The following is a 23,397-nucleotide window of genomic DNA, read 5'->3' on the forward strand; positions in this document are numbered from 1 at the left end:
TGTTTCACTGTCTTTATCCTATATAACAGTATAGCCCATTAATCAATTATTATCAACTTTTTGCTAAAAAAGAATTTAATCTCTTTGAAATTTATCGGCTAACTGTTCTGCAGTTAATTTTAGCATCACTGGGCGACCATGAGGACAATTAGTAATATTATACTCCTCCATATCACTTAGCAACTTATTCATTTCCTGCTTGGATAATTTATCGCCTGCTTTAACTGACATTTTACAAGAAATCATAGTAATAAAGTCTTCTACTAATTCATGTTCTTCGCTAATTTCCTCAGTTAATAATTTTTCAATACTATCTAAAATCAACTGCTGATTATCTAAACTATATAATTTAGCAGGTACTCCCTGCACTACATAAGTGCCGCCACCAAATTCTTCAATCTCAAATCCTAACTCTGCTAATTTATCATGTTTCTCTTTTAACATCTGGGCTTCTTGATGAGTTAAATCCAATTTTAATGGTACTAATAATTCCTGCACATTAACTTCTTGAGATTTGAAATTAGCTAGTAATTTTTCATAATTGATTCGTTCATGTAGGGCATGTTGATCAATTAAGCACATTCCATCTAAGCTTTGAGCTACAATATAGGTTTGATGAATTTGACCTAATGGTACTAAGTTTAAATCTTCCTCATAATCTCCTGCTGTTTCCTGGATTTGGCCATCTAAAGTTTCTGCTTTATCTTCTACTGTTGGCCCTTGTTTTTCTCGTTTATCTTCTGGTACTTCTCCCCCATATAATTTTTCTATTTTTTTAGCTCTAGTTTCTTTATCATCATAATCTTTTTTCTGCTGCTGATAATTATTTGATGTATTAGACTTAGCTTTTGACTTTGACGTAGACTTAGACTTAAACTCATCCTTGTCCTTATTCTTATCCTCAGACTCAGACTTAGACTTATTCTTAGCTTTACCCTTAAATTTCAACTCGGACTGTACTGCATCTTCTGTTTCTGTTTTAGGCTCTGATTTTTTATTATCTTCCAAACTCATTTCAGGTACTAAATCACTTTCTTCTAAGGCTTGACTAACTCCCTCTTTCACTAACTTATAAACTACATTACCGCGACTAAATTTTGCTTCTAACTTAGTAGGATGCACATTTACATCTACTAAAATAGGATTTAAATCAAGTTTCAAAGCTACTATCGGATACTTGTGTACCTTTAATAAAGTATGATAAGCTTCCTTTAAAGCTTTGCCCATTAAATTACTCTTAATAAATCGTCCATTAACAAAGAACGATTGGTGTTTACGAGAAGTTCTAGTCACTGTTGGCTTAGAAACATAGCCCTGCAATTTCATATATTGATCTTCATAATCAACTTCAATCATATTTTTAGCAACTTTACGTCCGTAAATATTAAAGATAACATCTAATAAATTATCACTACCGCTTGTTTCTAAGATATTACGACCATTATGTTCTAAAGAAAAACTGATTTCAGGATAAGCTAAACTCAAACGATTTATAATATTACTAATATGACCTATTTCAGTTGAAGTCTGTTTCAAATATTTATAGCGGACAGGGGTATTAAAGAACAAATCCCGTACTCTAATATTCGTCCCTTTACGACAACCATAACTTTCTTCTTCCTTAATTTCGCCGCCCACTACTTTTAATTTAGTACCTTTTAAATCATCTTCAGTCCTTGTAATTAATTGCACTTTAGATACAGCAGCAATACTCGGTAAAGCTTCACCTCTAAATCCTAAAGTCCGCAGAGCAAATAAATCATTAGCTTTTTTTATTTTACTCGTTGCATGACGTCTAAAGGCTAGTTTAGCATCTTCAGCATTCATCCCATAACCATCATCAATTACTTGTATCTCTTTTTTTCCTCCGTCTTTAACTTTTATCTTGATTTCACTGCTGTCAGCATCAATAGCATTTTCTACTAATTCTTTAACCACAGAGGCTGGTCTTTCCACTACTTCTCCAGCAGCTATTTTATTACTAACCTCTTCTGGTAATTGAGTTATTCGCCCGATATTAATCCCCCCTATCCTTTTTCGCTTTTTTCTGTAATTCATGTAATTTATTCATCGCTTCTAATGGCGTCATAGACATAATATCTAATTTTTCTAATTCTTCTGCTAATTGATTATCAGTTCCCCCGGTATTAAATAAAGCTAATTGTCCATCGGAACTCTCTTTAACCTGATTTGTAGTTTCTTCTTGTGCTTTCTTGTCCTTATCTTCTTCAACTTCTATAACTTCGTTATCATTTTTTTCTGCAACCTCTTCTTCCGTCTCAAATTCCGAATCATGATAAATCTTATTCTCTACTGCTTTTTCTTCTGATTCTAAATTATCTAATATATCTCGCGAACGGTCTATTACTTCACTTGGAATTCCAGCTCGCTTAGCAACTTCAATTCCGTAACTTTGGTCTGCACCGCCAGGAATGATCTTCCGCAAGAAAACTACATCTTCATCCTCTTCTTCTACAGCTATGTTATAATTTTTTACTCCTGGTAAATGTTCTTCTAAATCAGTCAATTCATGATAATGAGTGGCAAATAAAGATTTGGCACCAATTTTGTCTTGGTCACTAATATATTCAGTCACTGCCCAAGCAATACTTAAGCCATCATAGGTGCTTGTCCCCCGACCAACTTCATCTAAAATAATTAAACTCTTATCAGTAGCATTATTTAGAATATTAGCCACTTCATTCATTTCGACCATAAAGGTACTTTGTCCAGTAGTTAAATCATCAGAAGCCCCTACTCTTGTAAAGATCCGATCGACAATTCCAATTTCAGCTGCTTCAGCAGGCACAAAACTACCCATTTGAGTCAATAATGTAATCAACGCTACTTGACGCATATACGTAGATTTACCGGACATATTGGGACCAGTAATAATACAAAAGCGATCCTCTTCACCATTTAAATAAGCATCATTAGGGACAAAAACTTCTTGATCCATCATTTCTTCCACTACCGGATGTCGTCCCTCTTTTATTTCTAATTCATCACTATTATTAACTTCAGGCTTCGTATAGTTATTATTTAAAGCTACATCTGCTAGTGAAACTAATGAATCCAATTGGGCCAATACATCTGCTGAAACCTGAATTCGTTCTGTTTCTGCTGCTACTTTGTCTCTTAGCTCTACAAATAATTCATACTCTAAATCCATACTTTCCTCTTGGGCCCCTAATATTTGCGACTCTTTATCTTTAAGTTCAGGCGTAATATATCGCTCACTATTACTTAGAGTCTGTTTACGCACATAATCATCAGGCACTGCATCAAGATTAGCTTTAGTAACCTCAATATAATATCCATGCACCTTATTGTGGCCAACTTTTAAAGAACTGATTCCTGTTCTTTCTCGTTCCTGCTTTTGTAAATTAACAATCCAATCTTTACCTTCATTCATGGCATCTAACAATTCATCTAATTCTTCATCATAACCATACTTAATAATTCCACCCTCAGTCAAAGTAGTAGGCGGCTCTTCTTGAATTGCTTCATCAATCAATCCACTTACATCTTCTAATTTATCTAAAGTCTCTCTTAATCTATCTAATTTAGCAGTATCAAATTGGGCCAATAACTCTTTGATATCAGGCAGCACTACTAAAGAATTCTTCAGTGAAATTAAATCTCTTGCATTAGCAGATCCATAAATCACCTTACCCATTAAACGTTCAATATCATAAACTTGATCTAATAAATCTTTCAAATCTTCTTTAATCAAAATATTATTCTTAATTTCCTCTACTGCATCTAAGCGATCTTGAATTTTATCTACTTCTAAAAGGGGTTGTTCTAACCACTTTTTCAGTCTTCTGCCCCCCATAGCAGTTACCGTTTGGTCAATTACTCCTAACAAGCTCCCAGCTTTACTTTTGTCCCGCATAGTTTCTACTAATTCTAAATTACGCCGAGTATTAACATCTAAGATCATATAATCCGTAGTTGAATAAGTAGATAATTTATTAATATGATTCAAACTTCTCTTCTGAGTTTCAATTAAAAAATCTAAAATAACACCTGCTACTTTAATTGCATGAGGTTTATTCTCACAACCAAACCCTTCTAAGCTGACAGTATTAAAATGATCTGTTAATAATTCATAGGCTTCTTCTCGACTAAATTCATCCTCTAAATCTGTAAGACTAGGATTTAATTGAGCATCAATAAAATCCATAATCCGTTCTGATTTTTTAGTACCTTCATCTATCAAGATTTCAGCTGGATTCAAACGCGATAATTCATCAATCACTTTCTCTAAAGCCTCAGCACCTGTTAATTCAGTTACAGAAAATTCTCCAGTGGAAACATCAACAAATCCAAACCCATAGCCTTCACCATCGCTAACTACTGCAGCTAAATAATTATTATTCTTATCTTCTAAAATATTATTATCTACTACAGTACCTGGAGTGATAATTCTAACTACATCTCGTTCTACTAACCCACTTGTCTGACTTGGCTCTTCCATCTGTTCACAAATTGCAACTCGATAACCTTTATCTATTAATTGTGAGATGTATGAATCAACTGATTTACAAGGTACACCTGCCATCGGTGTTTTTTCTCCGCCCCCCTTTTTTCTTGAAGTTAAAGTTATCTCTAACTCTCGGGAAGCAACCTCGGCATCTTCATTAAACATCTCATAAAAATCTCCTAATCTAAAAAACAAAATTGACTCTGGATATTCTTCTTTCAACGAAAAATACTGCTGCATCATTGGTGTTAAATCTGCCATTATATCCCTCCAACTATATAAAAATACAGTAATTAGTAAAGAGTAACAAGTAATCAGTTAAAAAACAAAACAGGAAAACAATTTAGACTTTATCTCTAGATAATAATATATGTTCTATTCTTCACTCTTCACTCTTCACTTCTTTACTCTTTACTGATTACTCTTTACTATTTTATTCTGAATTGTTATTATACCATATTTAAAACAAAATAAAAACTAGCATCCAAAATTTCGGATGCTAGTAACTTTGTATTACTAATTTATCATTAAATATTGAATTCTTCAATTAAATTTTGTAACTTATGAGCCATCTCGGCTAATTGTTCTGATGAGTGAGTAATTTCATCAGAAATACTACTTACTTTTTGATTAACAGAAGTAATTTCATCACTACTTTCATCTAATTCACTAGCTATAATTGAAGTCTTTTCGATCTCTTCTGAGGTATCTTCAACTGCTGTCTGAATTTGAGAAAACACCTCATTTGTTTCTTCTACAATTTCTTTACCTTTTTTCGCCTCTTCTTCTACTTCTTTAATTACCTCCAGACTAGTTTCAGATTTATTCTGCGTCTTTTGCACTAAATCATCAATCTTTTCTGTCGCTGCTGTTGTTTCTTCAGCCAAACTTCTAATTTCTTCAGCTACAACTGCAAAACCACTGCCGGCTTCTCCTGCCCTTGCTGCCTCAATAGCAGCATTCAAAGCCAATAAATTAGTCTGTTCAGCAATGTTATTAATCATATTTACTATCTGTCCAATTTCTTTTGAAGTTTCATCTAAGTCTTCAATATCTTCTACAGCTTCATCTACAGCGTGATTAATAGCATCAATATCTTTAATCGTATCTTGAATATTTTCACTACCAATTTGGGTTTGTTGATTAGCATCTTGGGCTAAATTAGTTACTTCTTCACTAACTGAAGATAATTTAGTTATATTATTTGAAATTTCTGCTAAGTTTTGATTTGTTTTTTCAATCGTATCATGACCTTCTTCAGCTGAGGCTGCTAGTTCTTCACTATGACTTGATAAATAATCTACTGGTTCAATTAAATCATTCACAATTCCTCTTATATTCTGATACATTTCATTAAGTGCTTCTTCTAAATCCCCCATTTCATCATTAGACTCTACTTCTAATGGGTCAATTGATAAATCTTTCTTAGCAATCTGTTGAGCAAATTCAGTTGCAGCCAAAATAGGTTCGGTAAATTTATGAGCAAAAACAACTGCAATAATAATTACTAGAACAGTAAAAGCAATTGCCACCCAAGTGATACGCTGATAAATTGGCATCAGTTTTTGGGTTAATTTCTTTTTGGGAATTATCGAAATAAACTTCCAATTTGTCTTAGGAGAAGTATAAACATAAATTAAAGAATTCACTTCATTTACTTGTGCTTCAAAAGTCCCTTCATCAATTTTTTCAATCTGATTTAACTTTTTAACACCAAGTTTTTCAATACCTTGGAAGGCCATTTTATTAGGATATCGTGGGTGTCCTAAAATAGTTCCATCTTCTGTAGTTAAAATTACATTTCCTGGTGTCCCTACACTAACATCTTGCATTATATTAGTTAATACTTCTATATTAATATCTATCCCCTGGACTCCAATCACTTCTCCTCTCTCAGTTTTAATCGCTTTAGCCATACTAATAGTAGTATGATGCCCTCCAATTCCTCTAATTGAATTATAAGGTTTAGTTCTTATGACTTGACGAGGATTTTCCATTGCTAGTTTATAATAAGGTTTTTGACGCGGGTCATAGTTTTTCTGAACTCGATTAGTAGGAGATTGTACATAACCTCCATCCTTAGTAGCCACATAAGCATATGTAGAATCTGCCCGTGGCAGTGAATCTACATAATTAAATAATTGACGATATATTTTTGCCTTCAGATCATTATTAGCCAGCGGATTTAGCTTTAATTCTTCTCTATCAGTTTTGTTAACAAAACTGCTTAAGTTACCCTTAGCCTCTCTAATCACATTATTACTAGCTAACATCCGCGTATTTGATTTGATCTGAGAAAAATACATCTCAATTTGATTATCAACCTGTTTGATCTCTCGTTTTGTCGAATTAATAAAATTTTGTCTGATTGTATTCTTCGTCGAATTAACTTCAAAATAACTTAAAGTCACAATTGGTAGTAGTGCAATTACTACTAATAAGATTACTAACTTATTTCTAATCCCATGGCTAAAAAAATCTTTTATCTTTTGGGTAGGATCTTGCTTGAAATTATTAAATTTTTCTTTAAAATTTAATTTCTCTTTTATTTGATCGATTATTTTCTCAATTTTTTCTTTCATAACTGCCCCCCTCGAGGTATAGAATAATTATTATTTTTATTTACATTCAATTATTATTATAATAACTAGTTGTTAACACTAAATTATATTTAGTTTAAAACTATGTTAAATTTCAAGCAATTGTAGTCGCATTTACTAATTTTTTTAACAAAAAAACAAAAAACAGCAGCTTAATAAGCTGCTGTTTCAATAATTATATTAATCTCCATCTGATAAATTACTCCGATAGACCCTTCTAGTAGGATAAGCTAAATCAATATCTTTTTCCTGCTGAAATGCTAATAGAACTTGTTCATTGATTTTATGTTCACTTTGCCTTCTTCCCCGGGCTGAAGTTAAATATCGCAAAGTGATTTGTACTCCACTTTCAGCGATATCAACATAAGTAATTGGCGTTAACTTATTATATTTAATCATATACTTCTTGGACATTGTTTTTAATTCAGAACGGGCTTGTTTTTCAATATCTTCTAAGTTTTCTTCTGCTACTTCTAAAACTATTTTTTTAGCTCGCTCCCAATCACTATCAAAAGTGATAAGTATTTTTATTTCATTCCACAAATACTCAAAGCCGCTAGTATAATTAAATAAAGAACGACTAAAAATAGTGCTATTAGGTATGTTTACTACTCGACCTGTACTTTGGTCTGCTTCTACCCAATTCCCTATTTCTACTAAAGTTGTATAAAAAACTTGAATATCTATTACGTCTCCTCGAACATCCCCCAATTCTATACGGTCACCTAAATCAAATGGTTTACGCAAAATTATTAATACCCAGCCTGCAATATTAAGTAGAACTTGATGTAATGCTAACGCTAAACCGGCTGATAGAAAACCAAAGAAGGTACTTACTGAAGTGAATTTTTCGATCCATACAAAAGCAATAATCACAATCGCCAATAAAATAATTATGTACTGTAATGTTCTCCGCGCTTGATGGCGTTTCTTATAATTTTCAACTTTATTGTTAATTATTTTTCTCAACCAGAAAAATAATCCATAAGATAAAATAACAGCTATAATTGACAAACTCCATTTTTGTAGTAACGGATTATTTAAATCTAAACTTTGTAAATTAAAATTCAATTCTCACACCTCTTTTTTTGTCTAATTAATTGTCTATAAGTTACTTTAAATTTAATTATATCATTAATCTTTAAAAATAAAAATCCCTAACTACTATTTTAAAATAGATAGTTAGGGATATAAATAATTATATTTTAATTTATGATACTATTTTTTGCTTTTTATTTCTAAATTCATTCCCTGCAATACTTTCTCGTTCTAAAAGTATTTCCGCTATTTCTGCTACAAAGTTCTGCTGCTGATTAATAATTCCCATTACTCTTTTTTCTTGTTGAGCAATGATGTTAGATACTGTATCATGTAATTTATTTTGCGGTAAACTATCTTTACTGACTACACCTAACTCAGACATACCAGAAAAAACAATTTTTTCTGCTAACTGCACAGCTTTTTTGAAATCATTCTTAGCCCCTGTACTTAAACAGCCTAAAATTTCTTGTTCAACTATTGAACCTGCCAATAAGACAGCTATTTGATCTAGCAAATAATCAATTGTTTCTAAATAATAGTCATCATCTGGGTTATGACGTACATAACCTAACGCCTTGCCCCGAGAAGTAATGGTTATATTAGATACCGAACCTGGCTGTACTAATTCACCTATTAAGGCATGTCCTACTTCGTGATAAGCCACTCGCCTTAATTCACTATCATTTGGTTTACGATTTAATTTTTCACCCATCATTACTTTATCAATAGCATCCTTGAAATTGGTAGTAGTTATTTCATCATTTTTATCCCGCATGGCCATAATTGCTGCCTCATTAGCTAAATTTTCTAATTGTGCGCCAGAAAAGCGAAATGTTTCTTTAGCCAATTGAGTTAAATCAACATCAGCAGCTACTGGTTTATTACGAGTATGAATAGTTAAAATCTCTTTTCTTCCTTCTTTATCTGGTAAATCAACTTTGACTATTCTATCAAATCTACCAGGACGGAGCAAAGCACTATCTAAAATATCCATCCGATTAGTAGCCCCAATGACCAAAATATTTATTTCATCATTATTAGACATTCCATCTAATTCCACTAATAATTGATTTAACGTTTGGTCATATTCTAAATGACTACTATTCTGTCCCCGCTTCCCTGCTAATACTTCAATTTCATCAATAAAAATAATCGCATTATTCTTATTATTTTCTTCTGCTTTCTTACGGGCTTCTTTAAATAAATTTCTAACTCGTTTAGCACCTACTCCAGCATACATCTCTACAAATTCACTTCCCGAGGCAGCAAGAAACACAGAATCAATATAATTTGCTGCTGCTTTAGCTAGCAGAGTTTTCCCTGTTCCTGGAGGACCACTAAGCATAATCCCTTTCAGAGGTCTAATACCTAATTTCTGTATTTCTTTTTTATTTTTAACAAAATCAAGGGCTTCTAATAATTCATTTTTAGCTGTATCTTGTCCGCCAATATCAGAAAAATCAATTTCTGATCCTTGCGATTCATTTCCTTGACTGAAAATCAACTTGCCGCCAAAATCCTGATTACCAACAAATTTATAAAGAAAATATCCACCACCAACTAAAAACAAAAAGGGTAAAATATTAATCCCTTGACTCATCAAAAATATCCCTGCTGCAATAGTAATTCCCAAGCTAAGCTCTTTAACCATTCTCATCACCTACTTTACTTTTGCTTCTAGTCAAGACTTTATAAATTGCTCCTTTATCATCAGCTAAAGTTAAATAAATGTAATCATGATCCACTTTTACTTCTGCTTTTTGCAAATTATATTGCTCCCGATATTTATCCACTTCACTCCCAAATTTAGTATACTTACCAGTTACTAATGATTCATAAAGGGCCAAATTGATCTTATTATAAATCTGTTTTAAATTAATCGATTCTTTTCCTCTAAATATCAAACTATAATTATCAGTATTTAAAATATCACTTATTTTCTTTCTAACCTCTAAATTAACAGTTCGCAAATCTTCAATATCAACTAAAAATATCTCTAATTGATACTCTTTTTCTTCTTCTACCTTCACTTCCTTAATTTGGGGCAGCTCCGTTAATTGTTTTTCGAGTTGACGATCAACACGATAATCAGTAATTAAATAATTGCCTGAAAATAATAATATAAGTGCTATAATAGCTGCTACAATAACTTTTTTTAGATTGATATCTTCCACTGCCTGACTCCTTTCTTATCTTTATATTTATCTAAAATGTCTCAAGAAAACTCCACGTAAATCTTGTTTTTGATTAGGGTGGAGTAGTTGACCTATAACTCTCATAAGTTTTAAGCTACAAACAATTATAGCATAATTAGAAAGAGGAATCTAATGTAATATAAATCTAAAATATGTAATTTATCTATATAAAGTGTAACTTCGAGATGGCTGAGCAAGCATTTCTTCGCTAAGAAATGCTTGCTCAGCCATCTAATGATAGTTTTACTTTAATAGTGGGGTCAGGGATTGTCTTAAAGTGAGGTTACTTATTTTTTGATTGTGCCTCTTGCTTTTGATTTTATGTTTTTAACTACTAGCTACTAGCTTTTATCTACTAGCTAGTGGCACGATAGTGCCACTTTATATAGATATTATTTCATTTAAAAAAGGGATTAAATGACTGAAAACAGTCATTTAATCCCGAAAATTATTTCTCGACTAACAAACTTTATTAATGGAAATTAGGTAATTTAGGCTCAAACTTTTTTATCATTTCATCTTGTGATTCTTCTAATCTCTGTTTAGCTAACTCCCGAAATTTCTCCTGCGAATTAATCTCCTCTTCACCATCAACATTAACTCGTTCATAACTTCCATCAGGTTGCTGTTCTCTAGCTTTAACTGTGTCCTTAAGAGTTATGCGCAAAATTTTAATTATTCGCTTCTTTAACTTTTCATTTTCAACGGGAAATAACGCTTCCACTCTACGATCTAAGTTACGAGGACGCCAATCAGCACTAGATAAAAACACCTGGGCTTGTCCACCATTAGCAAAATAGTAAACTCTACTATGTTCTAATAGTTGGCCCACAATACTGATCACTCTGATATTCTCACTAACTCCTTCTATCCCAGGTCGTAAACAGGACATACCTCGCACAATTAAATCAATTTTTACACCTTCTGAAGCTGCTTTGTAAAGTTCTTTAATTATCTTCTTATCAACTAAAGCATTCATTTTGGCAATAATATGTCCCTCTTTACCTGATTTTACTTGTTCAACTTCATTTCTAATCCAATTAATAAATGTTTCTCTTAAATCTAAAGGAGCAACTGATAGTTTTCTCCAGCGAGGGGGTTTGGAATAACCAGTTAATAGATTAAATAAGGAAGACACATCAGCTGCTAAGGGTTCTCGACAGCTAAACATACTTACATCAGTATAAGTTTTGGCAGTCTTATCATTATAATTACCAGTACTTAGATGAGCATAGCGTCTAATTCCATCAGATTCCTGTCTCACAACTAATAATAATTTAGAGTGAACCTTAAGACCTACTAAGCCATAAACAACATGACAGCCTGCTGCCTCTAATTTCTTGGCCCACTCAATATTATTCTTTTCATCAAAACGAGCTTTTAATTCCACTAGTACTGTCACCTGCTTACCATTTTCTGCTGCTTTTGCTAAAGCATCTATAATTGGCGAGTCACCACTAACTCGATATAATGTCTGTTTAATTGCTAAGACATTTGGATCATGCGCTGCCTCTTTGACAAAATCAACTATAGGATCAAAAGATTCATAAGGAACATGTAATAAACGATCTCTCTTCCTAATTGCTGCAAATATATCATCCTGATTATGAAAATCTATAGCTGGTTCAGGATAATGAGGTTCGAAACGCAAATCTTGATAGCCCTCTAAATCTCTAAAGTCAAAGAAAGGGCTTAAATCAATTGGCCCGTCAATTTCATAGACATCATCGGAACTCAAATCTAAAGCATCAACTAAAAATTTCTTAATATTTTCATCCATATCATCCTCAATTTCCAATCGAACTGGAAAACCTTTTTCTCTTCTTTTCACATAGCGCTCCATTTCAACTAACAAATTGCGTGCATCTTCATCTAAATCTACATCAGCATTCCTAGTTATTCTAAAGTTATTAACCGCTTCAATTTCATAACCACTAAATACTTGATCTAAGTATTCTTCAATAACCTTTTCTAAAAAAATAAACACTTTTTGTCCGTCAGGTGCTGGAACTTCAACAATCCTCGGCAGTACTGCTGGAACTCTAACTACTGAAAAAAGATTTTGGCCCTCCTTGTTTGGAAGTAAATCTTCTTGTTCATTACTCTTCAAACGTACAGCTAAGTTCAAACTTTTATTTAAAATAACTGGAAACGGTCGACTCTGATCAATAGCTCGAGGCGTCAACACAGGTTGAATAGTATCATTAAAATAATCATCAAGATACCTCTGCTGTGAATCATCCAATTGCTCATACTGAGCAAAATGAATACCTTTTTCCTCTAATTTAGGAACTATATCATTCCAACACTGATATTGGGCTGCTACTAAATCATGAATCCGATTAGATAATTCAGCAAAAATCTCTTTAGGAGTTAATCCAGCCTTATCTGTCTCTTTATATCCAGAATTAATTTCATCTTTTAATCTAGCAACTCGCACCATTACAAATTCATCTAAGTTAGAAGCAGTGATTGATAAAAATTTTAATCTTTCTAATAATGGAGTCTTATCGTCTTGTGCTTCTTCTAAAACTCGTTTGTTAAATTCTACCCAGCCAAATTGTTTACTAATATAAAATTCTGGATCTCCATAATCCATTTCCTACCACCGTTCCTTCTTTATTAGTTTAGTTTTAATTCCGAATACATCTTCAAATAAATTAGATTTCTGCTTAAAAGTCCATTCTTCTAATAAAGTTGGTTCATTAGTAATTATAGTTAATATTAATTGATTATCTTTTAATTTAACTGCTAAATTGTTGAATTTATTGCGATGGCCTCTATCTAGAGCATCACCCAAACGCAAAATAGAAACTAATTTAGACATCAAAACTCTATCTTTTCTTTTTAACTTATAATAAGAACGATCTTCTTGCCGCGGTACTTTGCGACTATGATATCTAGCTATATTAGCTACTATTTCTAATTCCCGATTATTCAATCCCAGAATATTAGAAGAGCGGATTAAATCATAAGAATTATAATAATGACGTTTTAAACTAATAAACTTTCCTACATCATGTAAAATAGTAGCTACTTGTAGTAAATCTCTTGCTCGTTTACCTAACCCATGAACCTCTTTTGTTTCATCAAATATTTTCAGCACAAATTCTTCTACTTTATCAGCATGAGCTTGATTATAGTTATACTTTCTTCCAATGCTGCGAGCTGATAAAACTGTATTTTTATAGAACTTTCTTTCGTCTTTTTTAGCCTGTTTTGGATAGAGAACATCAAACATTACAACATCTAAAACCGAAACAAAGGGAGCAATAATTCTTTTAGCAGAGGTTAAATTAAATATAGCCTTATAGATAGCCATTGAAGGTAATAATATTTCTGCTTTTTCAGCTGATAAACTATACATCTGCTTAACCTGATTAGGAGTTTTATCCTTAATTTCATTATATAAATTCAAAAACTTATCTTTAGAGATATAACTAAAATTTTTATCTGCTTTAGCCTCACATAATTCAGAAATTAATTCAATCTCTTTACCTGAAGCAATAAAGTGATCCATCTTTTCTTGTGGTAAGAAACTCTTTAGCATATACGTAAAACTACTTAAATATTCCTCAACTACAATATAAAATTTATTAGTCTTCTCTTGAATTTCCCCTAAAATTTCACTTAACTTTAAAGACCCAGTTCTAATATTTTGACTAGAATTAATATTCCCGGCTGTATAAGTAGCAACACCTAAACGGCCTGTTCCTATATAAGAAATTAAAGAACGATCAATATCTGAATTATTATTCTTTAATTCCTTTAAAATTCCACGATAAATATACTTCTTTTCTTGACTATCATCAAAAACCTCAACTTCTAAACCGGTTTTAACTTTAATCTGGTCTAATATATAATCTCTATTCTTAGCTTCTCGGATTGCTGTAGTAGCAATCACTTTTATATACTTAATTTGATAATCATTAATTAACTTTTGAAAATTAACTAATGTCTTACACATCTCATCAACTTTCTCAAACTTTATTTTATTACCGGTAAACGTATCATGTCCTAAATTAAGTGGATACTCTACTTCTTCTAAAACCCTAAAATTTTCTTCGCCCTTTTTTTCTGCTATATTCATATATAGGGCACTTGAACCTAAATAAATAACTGCAGCTTTGTTAGGTGAATCGTTTTCCATTTTATGCCTCCTCACTTTAAATGGAATTGTAGTTTAAATATTCTAATAATTTCAATTAGTATCTAGTCTTATCTATTGCTACTATTAATCATACACCTTTTATTATAGCACAATTCTTACTTGAATATCAGTTAATAAAGAGTTAAATTTGTTAAACTTCTGTTAATTACATGTACAAATAATATCAACACTTGCATTCTACTATTTTATATATTAGAATTTTAATTAGATTTTAGTCTACTGACTAAAAAAAAGGAATGAAATTCATGCATAATTTAGCAATTATTGATATCGGTTCAAACTCAATGAAAATGGTTTTAGCAGAAGTGAAAAAAGGTCATTCATTTACTATAATTGATGAATTAAAAGAAACAGTACGTTTAGGAGAAGGAATGAGCATCGAAAAGAAATTGAAACAAGATCGCATGGATAAAGCAATTCAAACCTTACGTATGTTTAAAGATTTATGTGATGCAACTGATACTGAAGAAATTATTACTGTAGCTACTGCAGCAGTAAGAGAAGCTACAAATAGGCAGCAATTTTTACAACGCGTAAAAAGAGAAATTGGCTTAGATGTTAAGGTTCTTTCAGGAATCGATGAAGGCTATTATGACTACTGGGGAGTAGCTAATAGTATCGACAAAGAAGATGGCTTAATTATGGATATTGGGGGAGGGAGTATTGAACTAATTTGGATGAAAGATAGGAAAGTAAAAGAATCTACTAGTCTTTCTTTTGGGGCCTTAGATATAACTCAAAATTTTGATTTATATGACAGTATAAATGAAGAACAGGAAAAAGAATTGGAAGACTTTTTACATGATGCTTATCAAGAAGTACCTTGGCTTTCAGAAATGGATCATACAGCTCTATTAGGAGTTGGCGGCACAATTAAGAATATTGCCCGCATTGACCAACGTAAAAAAGACTACCCGCTTAATATACTGCATAACTACAAAATGTCTAATGAAGCAATTAATGACGTTTATCAACTAGTTAAAAGCAAAGATTTAGAAGAAAGAAAAAATATCAGTGGTCTTTCCACAAAACGTGCTGATATCTTCATCGGTGCTTCAGCAGCAGTTAAAACATTAATTGATTTCTGTGATATCAAAAAATTAATTTTAAGCCGTAAAGGAATTCGCGAAGGGCTAATTTATCATCACCTCTGTCGTTCTGATCAACCAGTTAAAGATGTAGTTAACTTTTCTATTAAAAATATAATGAATAATTTCAATTTAAACCAAGACCACGCTTATCATATTTATAAACTTAGCAAATCTCTTTATGATCAGCTAAAAGACCTTTATGAATTAAAACCATCTGAATTTAATGGCGATATTGATAAAATAATCTTAGTGGCAGCGATGATGCATGATATAGGAAATCACGTTAATTATTATGATCATCATGAACACTCTTTTTATATGCTTTTAAATTCAGGCATTAATGGTCTATCACACCGTGAATTGCTGCTTAGTTCCTATATTGCAGCCTCGCATAGACATACAAAATATAGTCTGCATAAATATAATCTAAATCGAGCTAGTCTCCAAAAAATAATCAACAAAAATGGACCTGATAAAGAAGCCATTCGTAAAACTGGTATTTTATTAGAGATAGCAGAAAGTTTAGATCGCAGCATGAACGGGATTGTTGAAGCAGTACAATGCTCTATTACAGATGAGCAGGTTAATATTAAGACAATTGCTCGTGAAGAAACAGAATTAGAGATTAATGATGCTTTAGAAACTGCTGAGGGATTTGAAAAGTTATATGGTAAAAAGCTTAATATATATTAGTAATTAGTAATGAGAAAAGAATGACAAGTTAAAAGATTAAAATCAAAATCACTTATAAATTTCCCAAGTTTTCTCCAAAGTATAATTTAATTAATCAAAAAGAGGCTTAGCATATTGATTGCTAAGCCTCTTTTAATTTCTACTTACAAACTACTTGCGGTAACTATATTGAAGTGAATAACCCCACTGCTGTTGATGATTAGCAGGTCTGAATAAAAAGGCATAAACTTCAGTAGTAGCTGGTACTATTTTGGAATATGGAATACTCTTACTAGTTTCAATATTTTGAGCTTGCTTAAAATCAACTTCAACTTCTACCTCTTTATCATAACCATTTTTTATAAACAGAATAATTGTATCATCAATTCTTTCTCTCTTTAATTCCAATTGATTAGTTTGATTTATAGGCGTTGAATAACCTGCATAGTCTTGATTACTTAATTTTCTTCCCAATTGAACTTTAAAATCATTCATTCCAGGCTGATAGGCATAATAATAATTACCAGCTCGAGCTCTAACTCTCTGAGAATTATGATTTAAAAAATCGGTAGCAATTGTTTTATGATTCATTCTAATTGGCTTAAAAATTTCAAAATGCAAATGAGGACCACGGGACCAACCCGTATTACCACTATAAGCTATTACTTCCCCTGCTCTCACTTTATCACCAACTTCGGCTCGCGCTCCATTATATTTCAGGTGAGCGTAATCAGCAAAGGTACCATCCTCATGATAGATCGTTATATAATTAGCATGCTTAATATATCTTCTACTGGGCCCACCAATATTTGAATTTTCCTTAACTCTAACCACTACTCCACTGCGAGCAGCAGTAATAGGAGTACCTCGTTTCATTTCAAAATCCAGGGCCAAAGTATTGCGATGCGAGTAACCACCATTATACCCTTGCGTTAATTTATGCTTATTCCCATGTTGATAAGGAAATAAATAAGCTTTATCATCAGGTCTAACAGCATTAGGATCACCTAGCAAGTATTGATACTTATAATTAAAACTATATTTGCTTCCCTCTTCAGCAGTTACTGTAAACAAATATTGTTTAGTCTCTCTAGCATCTATCACTCCATAATAAGGAAGCTGCGTATCTACTTTCATATTTCGCAGCTGTTGAAATGATAATTTAATCTGATAGGGAGCATAATTTAAGTTGCGCGCATAAAATTTGTACTGTCCAGCTTCTACTTTCTCATAATAAATTTCTACTTTTCCCTCTTGAGACCCTGCAGCATAACTTAAACTACTAAATAATAAAAGAAACAACAATAAAATTATCAGTCTAGCTTTAAATTTGTATCTATTTAACATTCCCAACCACCACCTTCAAAACTACTAATCAGTTGCTAACTTTAACCAGACCGGGCAATGGTCTGACCCCATTACTTCTGTTAAAACATCAGCATCAATTACATCAGTCATCAAATCATCACTAACAAAGTGATAATCAATCCTCCAACCGGCATTTCTTTCTCTAGCCCGAGTACGATAACTCCACCACGAATATTTTACTTCTTCTGGATTAAATTCTCTATATGTATCTACATAATCATGTTCTTCTAACTTATCTAACCACTCTCGTTCTATTGGCAAAAATCCTGATTTCTTCTTATTAGCATCAGGATTCTTTAAATCAATTGGGTGATGTGCCGTATTATAATCCCCCGAAATAATCAAGCGATGGCCTTCATCTCTTAATTCTTGACAATATTCAAAAACCGCATCATAAAAATCTAATTTATAATCCAATCTTTCTTGACTACTGCGTCCATTGGGAAAATAAATATTCAGTAATGTAAAATCATCATAATAAGCAGTTAAGACTCTTCCTTCACGATCAAAGCTCTCAATTCCTAATCCAAACTCTACTTTATTAGGTTCTTCTTTAGTATATAAAGCTACTCCACTATAACCTTTTCTATCTCCACAATTAAAATATGAATAATAATCATCTATATTATCTAACTTATCAGGAATTTGATGAGGTTGAATTCTAATTTCTTGCAAAGCTAAAACATCAGGTTGAGTATCTGCCATCCAATCAAGAAATCCTTTCCTTTTCACTGCTCTAATACCATTCACATTCCACGAATATATTTCCATAATTATACACTCCTTTTATAATTAATTGCTTAATAATCTAATAGTTTTGTGAAAAATTCTTATTTATATTGTACAAAACAATATCATAAACTACAAGTAAGGTCTCAAAATAATATTAATTTTATAAAGCAAATTATATTAAAAAAATTAAATTTTCTAAAGGAATAGCTATTAATTTCTAGAAATATAAAATTAATGACATATTTTATCTAAAATTATTAATTTTTTCAGATGATAGGAGGTTTTAAATTTGGATTTAACTAAACTTAAGAAATTGTCAGATTTGAAGGCTGAAAAAGAAGAAATAACTAGTCGTTTTGAAGAAATATGGAATCAAAAAAAGAATAAAATCATTGTAGAAGCAAGAAATAAATTTCAAGATTTCTTTGCTAGCACTGCTTTTGAAACTAAAGATTTAGAAGAAAAAATTGAAGCGAGATATGATAGTATCAAAATTTCTCTAACTGATTCTAAAAGCAAAGCAGGTATTAAAGCTGGTCCTTATTACTTAACTTTTGAAATAACTATTGATATGGATGAACCCCAAGATATAATTTATAAAATTCCAGTTGATAAATATGATAATAATCCAGTTTTAAAAAAAGTTTTTAGAGTACGACAATACTGCAGTGATGATTTAACAGGCAAAATAGAAAAAATTGAACAATCAATTACAGAAATTAAAGAGATGACCTCTAAATTCAAAGAAGTTGAATTGGGCTATTCTTTAATTCAAGATACCACTTCTTCTAAAAATATATTAGAGCATCAACAACTTACATTAAATTATGATGATTTCACTTCAGTTTTAAGTGATATATTTGAGTAAGTTATAAACTGATGACTGTTGGCTATTGCCATAAACTTAAAAGCCAAAATAAGAAAACCAAGCTTGAAAAACTATAAACAACTTTTTTCAAGCTTGGTTTTAATGTTTTTCATTTATGATTTTAGCTGAAAGCTAATTATGATTGATAAATTGCTCAATATCATCTTTGATTATATCTAATGACTGCCGCCAAAAGTCAACTTCAGTAATATCAATATCCATCATCTGAGCAACTTCTACAGCATCTTTCTTTCCAGTAGCAGCTAATAAATCTTGATATTCAGCTACAAAACTAGCTCCCTGCTCTTGATATTGTGCATATAATCCTTTGCCAAATAATAGCCCAAAAGCATAAGGATAATTATAAAAATCAAAACCTGGAATATAATAATGAATTTTATTGACCCACATATAAGGATGAAGTTTATCATGACCTAATCCATCACCATAAGCTTCTTTTTGCGCTTTGACCATTAAATCTTTTAGTTCTTCTACTGCTAAGGCAGAATTTTTTCGTTTTTCAAAAACCTCTTTTTCAAATAAATAACGACTATAAATATCAACTATAACTTGACCAGCTCCCATTAAAGAGTTTTCTAAAATTCCTAACTGCTGCTCTTGATTCGCTTCTTCTAAAGCAGCCTTTTGAATTATAGTCTCACAGAAAATAGAAGCTGTTTCAGCTAAAGGCATCGGATAGTCAGTATTAAAAATACTTTCTTCTTTCAGACATTCACCATGAAAGCCATGCCCTAATTCATGGGCCAAGGTCGAAACATTACTAAAACTTCCCTCAAAATTAGCTAGAATTCTACTCTGCCCTAACGGATGAATATTCATACAGAAAGCACCGCCATTTTTCCCGGCCCGCGGTTCAGCATCAATCCAATTTTCTTGAAAAGCACGCCGCGCATAATCTGCTAAACTGTCAGAAAAAGTTCTAAAATTATTAACAATGAAGTCCTTAGCTTCATCATAATCAAATTCCATCTCTGCAGAGCCTACAGGGGCAAATAAATCATAAAAAGGAAGTCCGTCTTCATGCCCTAGCAACTCAGCTTTCTTCCGATAATACTTTTGAAAAGCAGGTAAACTCTCCTCCATTGCCTCTAACATAGCATCTAAGACATCTTGTTCTAAACGAGAGCTAATTAATGATTTTTCTAACGGAGATTCATAACCACGTCTATCACTTAAAGTTAGAGATTCTCCTTTAATACTATTTAAACAACTAGCTACCGGCTCCTCAATTTTGCTATATGAGTCTAACTCAGCTTGATAAGCCTTCTTTCTTTTGGCTTGATCACTATCATAGGCCATATTACGCACTTTTGATAACGGCAGCTCTTGTTCTTCACCATCAACAGTAATCTCTACCATCAAATTAGAGACAAGTTTTTGCTTCAATTTATACCACGCACTAGAACCCGTTGTTTGTAACTTAGAAATAGTGACCTCTTCTTGATTACTTAATAAATAGTTACTTTGCTCAGCTAATTCCTTTAAATAAAATTTATGTTCAGTTAATAACTCAGACTTAGTAATAATCTCTTCTAAATTATTAATCTCTCCTAGCCAACGTTGAAAAGATACTTTAGCTTTAGTTAAATTAGTCTCTTTTTTCTCTAACTGTTCAACATAGCTAGCCGCTTGATTATTATTAGCATCAACACTTAGCTTTAATTGTGCATATTTCACTAATAAAGAATATTTGCGCCTAAATTCACGCAGTAATTCAATAAACTCTTCTATTTGCTCAACTTCATCTTGCTGTTGATTTAAATTATCTTCTACCCAGGTATTAATTTCTTCTATCTTATTATCTACTTGCCCAAAGTCTTCCTGAAAATCATCAGTTTCAAATCCAGTATATAAATCTTCTAAATTCCAACGCATTTCCATAATAAGTTACACCTTCCTTAACTTAAATTGATATTCTTCTTGATACTTTTTAGCTGTTTTAATATTCGTTCTAGCCTCTGTAATAATCTTATAAGTATCTAGATTATAGATGCCCTTATTAATTTATTCCGTTTTTTCTATCTCTTCTATTTAATAGTACTGCCTTAAAAGTTGCTCAATATTATTCAAAATTCATTATTTCACTCCCTCTATTGTAAATTCTTCTACTTAATCAGCTAAATTCCTTTTGAATTTTTTATTCTAAGCTAGAGAACATCAATTTTTTTGCAAACTTCAAAAAAAACATTTTCTTTTGTTACGGTAACTGATATAATATATGAGCAGTTTTATGTAATTCATTTACACTGAATGACAAATTTTACTAAAATAAAAAGGAGAGCTATTCTTATGAAATTATTAATGCATCTAAAAAAATTATTAAAAAATTTATATTTTAGTCTTAAACGGTTTCCCTATACTATAGCCTTTTCAACTGCTACTACTATCATATTGATTATACTAATCAACTACAAATCATCATTTAATGCAAATACTGTGGATACCTTAATTAAAACTGCTATGACTTTAGCCTTAGGATTTCCTCTGTCTCTATCTCTTAGTTTATTATTTGAAAGAATTAATGATTTTAAAAAAATAACAAAAATAATAATTCTACTAGGCGCAGGATTATTACTATCTCTATATTATTTTTATTTATTAAATGAACTAAATTTGCTAACATCTATTAGGTATATAGCCGTCAACATTACTTTATATCTCACTGCTTTAATGATTCATTATCTATATCAAAGAGAAAATTTCGAATTATATATTGTTCATATAGCTTCACGAGCTTTTGTAACAGCCATTTATTCTGTCGTTCTTTATCTTGGTTCGGCTGCAACGATTTTTACTTTAAATAAACTTCTTGGGCTTACAGTTTCACCACAAATATATAACTCTACTTGGTTTGCAGTAATAGGAATCTTTGCTCCAATCTTTTTATTGGCAGGGCTACCGACTTATCAGCAGAAACTTTATACTGAAGATTATCCTAGCTTTTTAAAAGTATTATTACTTTATATAGTTATGCCTCTTATTTCTATCTATACTATTATTTTATATTCATATTTCATTAAACTTTTGCTTATCTGGCAGTGGCCTCAGGGCTTAGTTTCTCATCTAGTTATCTGGTATTCAGCAATTAGTCTAGCTGTTATTTTTGCTATTGCTCCTTTAAGTAAAAATAACAAATGGGTAAAGTATTTTAGCTTTTGCTTCCCTAAAGTAATATTACCCTTATTAATTATGATGTTCTTTGCCATTGGAATTAGAATTAGCGAGTATGGCGTCACTGAAAATAGATATTTTGTTGTCTTACTTGGCTGCTGGCTTCTTGGCATCATGATGTATTACAATTTGATCGACAGGAAAAGAAATATTATGTTGCCTTTATCATTGGCCTTAATTATATTTCTTTCTGTCTTTGGCCCTTGGAGTAGTTTTGCTATCTCTATAAATAGTCAAAATAAACGTTTTGAAGAACTTCTTTATAGGAATGACATGATAAAAAAAGAGAAAGTTGTTAAAAATAAAGGATCAATAAATCAAAATGACAAAAAAGAAATAAATGCTATCATCACTTACTTTAAGAATAACCATAGCTTAGAACAATTAAATTATTTACCTGCAGATTTTACTATTAAAAACATGGATAAATTTTTCGGTTTTTCATATCAACCTCATTATAGATATAATCGTGATAAATATATTTCCCTGTATATAGATAGATATCCGATTAGAATAAGTGGTTATGACTATTATTTTGAAATACCTAATTATTATCCTAAAAAGAATGAGGAAAACCTTAAAACAAATCACCCCCTAACACTTATCTATAATAGAGATGATTTTGTTCTGAAAATAAATTATAATAACAAAACGCTTTATCAGAAATCTCTTTCTGAAGACATTACAGATATATATAGAAAAATCAAAGATAAACCAAAGACTAAACTTGCACCTAACGACTATGCCTTTATTGATGAAAATAAAGAGGTTCAGATAAAAATAATCGTCAAAAGATTGTCGGGCAGAATAGACAATATAAATAAAAATGATGTAACAATTAATAGTGTACAATTAATTGTTTGTATCAATCTTAAAGATTGATACTAGTAAATTCTATAGCTTTAATATTACTCCTAAGGTTCTAAGCAGTTATTGGAAGCAAATTTACTCGAGCCAAAATTGCCCGAGTAAATTTGC

Annotated in this window: 14 protein-coding genes; 3 read left to right on the plus strand and 11 right to left on the minus strand. The window is 31.6% G+C overall.

The annotated features are described in order from the left end of the window. Positions 1-75: 75 nt before the first annotated feature. The 8 genes from mutL to JOC47_RS03415 all read right to left on the minus strand — a co-directional run bounded on the left by mutL (position 76) and on the right by JOC47_RS03415 (position 14,475). Positions 76-2,058 (minus strand): DNA mismatch repair endonuclease MutL, encoded by a 1,983-nt coding sequence (mutL, locus tag JOC47_RS03380; RefSeq protein WP_239550895.1) that lies wholly within the window; start codon positions 2,056-2,058, stop codon positions 76-78. Further along, on the minus strand, positions 2,018-4,750 hold the full coding sequence (gene mutS / locus JOC47_RS03385) for a DNA mismatch repair protein MutS (protein ID WP_204700572.1): 2,733 nt from the start codon (positions 4,748-4,750) through the stop codon (positions 2,018-2,020). The genes mutL and mutS overlap by 41 nt, the downstream gene beginning before the upstream one ends. Before the next feature lie 266 nt (positions 4,751-5,016). After that, complete coding sequence (locus JOC47_RS03390) at positions 5,017-7,071, minus strand: methyl-accepting chemotaxis protein (protein WP_204700573.1); 2,055 nt, start codon at positions 7,069-7,071, stop codon at positions 5,017-5,019. Positions 7,072-7,269: 198 nt separating this feature from the next. Continuing rightward, positions 7,270-8,160 (minus strand): mechanosensitive ion channel family protein, encoded by an 891-nt coding sequence (locus JOC47_RS03395; protein WP_204700574.1) that lies wholly within the window; start codon positions 8,158-8,160, stop codon positions 7,270-7,272. Between the two features lie 139 nt (positions 8,161-8,299). After that, positions 8,300-9,781 (minus strand): AAA family ATPase, encoded by a 1,482-nt coding sequence (locus tag JOC47_RS03400; protein ID WP_204700575.1) that lies wholly within the window; start codon positions 9,779-9,781, stop codon positions 8,300-8,302. Then, a complete protein-coding gene (locus tag JOC47_RS03405; RefSeq protein WP_204700576.1) occupies positions 9,774-10,304 on the minus strand; it encodes a hypothetical protein in 531 nt (176 codons plus the stop codon). Before JOC47_RS03405 ends, JOC47_RS03400 begins: the two co-directional genes overlap by 8 nt. A 493-nt stretch (positions 10,305-10,797) precedes the next feature. After that, the gene (locus JOC47_RS03410; RefSeq protein ID WP_204700577.1) at positions 10,798-12,924 is read right to left on the minus strand and encodes an RNA degradosome polyphosphate kinase; all 2,127 of its coding nucleotides are present in this window, start codon (positions 12,922-12,924) and stop codon (positions 10,798-10,800) included. Positions 12,925-12,927: 3 nt separating this feature from the next. Further along, a complete protein-coding gene (locus tag JOC47_RS03415; RefSeq protein WP_204700578.1) occupies positions 12,928-14,475 on the minus strand; it encodes a Ppx/GppA phosphatase family protein in 1,548 nt (515 codons plus the stop codon). A gap of 266 nt (positions 14,476-14,741) precedes the next feature. Between JOC47_RS03415 and ppx the strand changes: the two genes are divergently transcribed. After that, the gene (gene ppx / locus JOC47_RS03420) at positions 14,742-16,280 is read left to right on the plus strand and encodes an exopolyphosphatase (protein ID WP_204700579.1); all 1,539 of its coding nucleotides are present in this window, start codon (positions 14,742-14,744) and stop codon (positions 16,278-16,280) included. A 150-nt stretch (positions 16,281-16,430) separates the two neighbouring features. Here the strand turns inward: ppx and JOC47_RS03425 are convergent, their stop codons facing one another. Together JOC47_RS03425 and JOC47_RS03430 are read right to left on the minus strand one after the other, a co-directional pair. Continuing rightward, a complete protein-coding gene (locus tag JOC47_RS03425; RefSeq protein ID WP_204700580.1) occupies positions 16,431-17,606 on the minus strand; it encodes a M23 family metallopeptidase in 1,176 nt (391 codons plus the stop codon). A 24-nt stretch (positions 17,607-17,630) separates the two neighbouring features. Then, positions 17,631-18,398 carry an exodeoxyribonuclease III gene (locus JOC47_RS03430; protein ID WP_204700581.1) on the minus strand — a complete coding sequence of 256 codons (768 nt, stop codon included), beginning with the start codon at positions 18,396-18,398 and terminating at the stop codon, positions 17,631-17,633. Positions 18,399-18,648: 250 nt separating this feature from the next. Between JOC47_RS03430 and JOC47_RS03435 the strand changes: the two genes are divergently transcribed. Next, complete coding sequence (locus JOC47_RS03435) at positions 18,649-19,227, plus strand: hypothetical protein (RefSeq protein WP_204700582.1); 579 nt, start codon at positions 18,649-18,651, stop codon at positions 19,225-19,227. A 132-nt stretch (positions 19,228-19,359) separates the two neighbouring features. Here JOC47_RS03435 and JOC47_RS03440 read toward each other — a convergent pair whose 3' ends face one another. Further along, on the minus strand, positions 19,360-21,129 hold the full coding sequence (locus tag JOC47_RS03440; RefSeq protein WP_204700583.1) for a M3 family oligoendopeptidase: 1,770 nt from the start codon (positions 21,127-21,129) through the stop codon (positions 19,360-19,362). Positions 21,130-21,537: 408 nt separating this feature from the next. Between JOC47_RS03440 and JOC47_RS03445 the strand changes: the two genes are divergently transcribed. Continuing rightward, positions 21,538-23,301 (plus strand): DUF4153 domain-containing protein, encoded by a 1,764-nt coding sequence (locus JOC47_RS03445; protein ID WP_204700584.1) that lies wholly within the window; start codon positions 21,538-21,540, stop codon positions 23,299-23,301. Positions 23,302-23,397 lie beyond the last annotated feature (96 nt).

It is taken from the genome of Halanaerobacter jeridensis (assembly GCF_016908315.1).
Classification (GTDB): Bacteria; Bacillota; Halanaerobiia; order Halobacteroidales; family Halobacteroidaceae; genus Halanaerobacter; species Halanaerobacter jeridensis.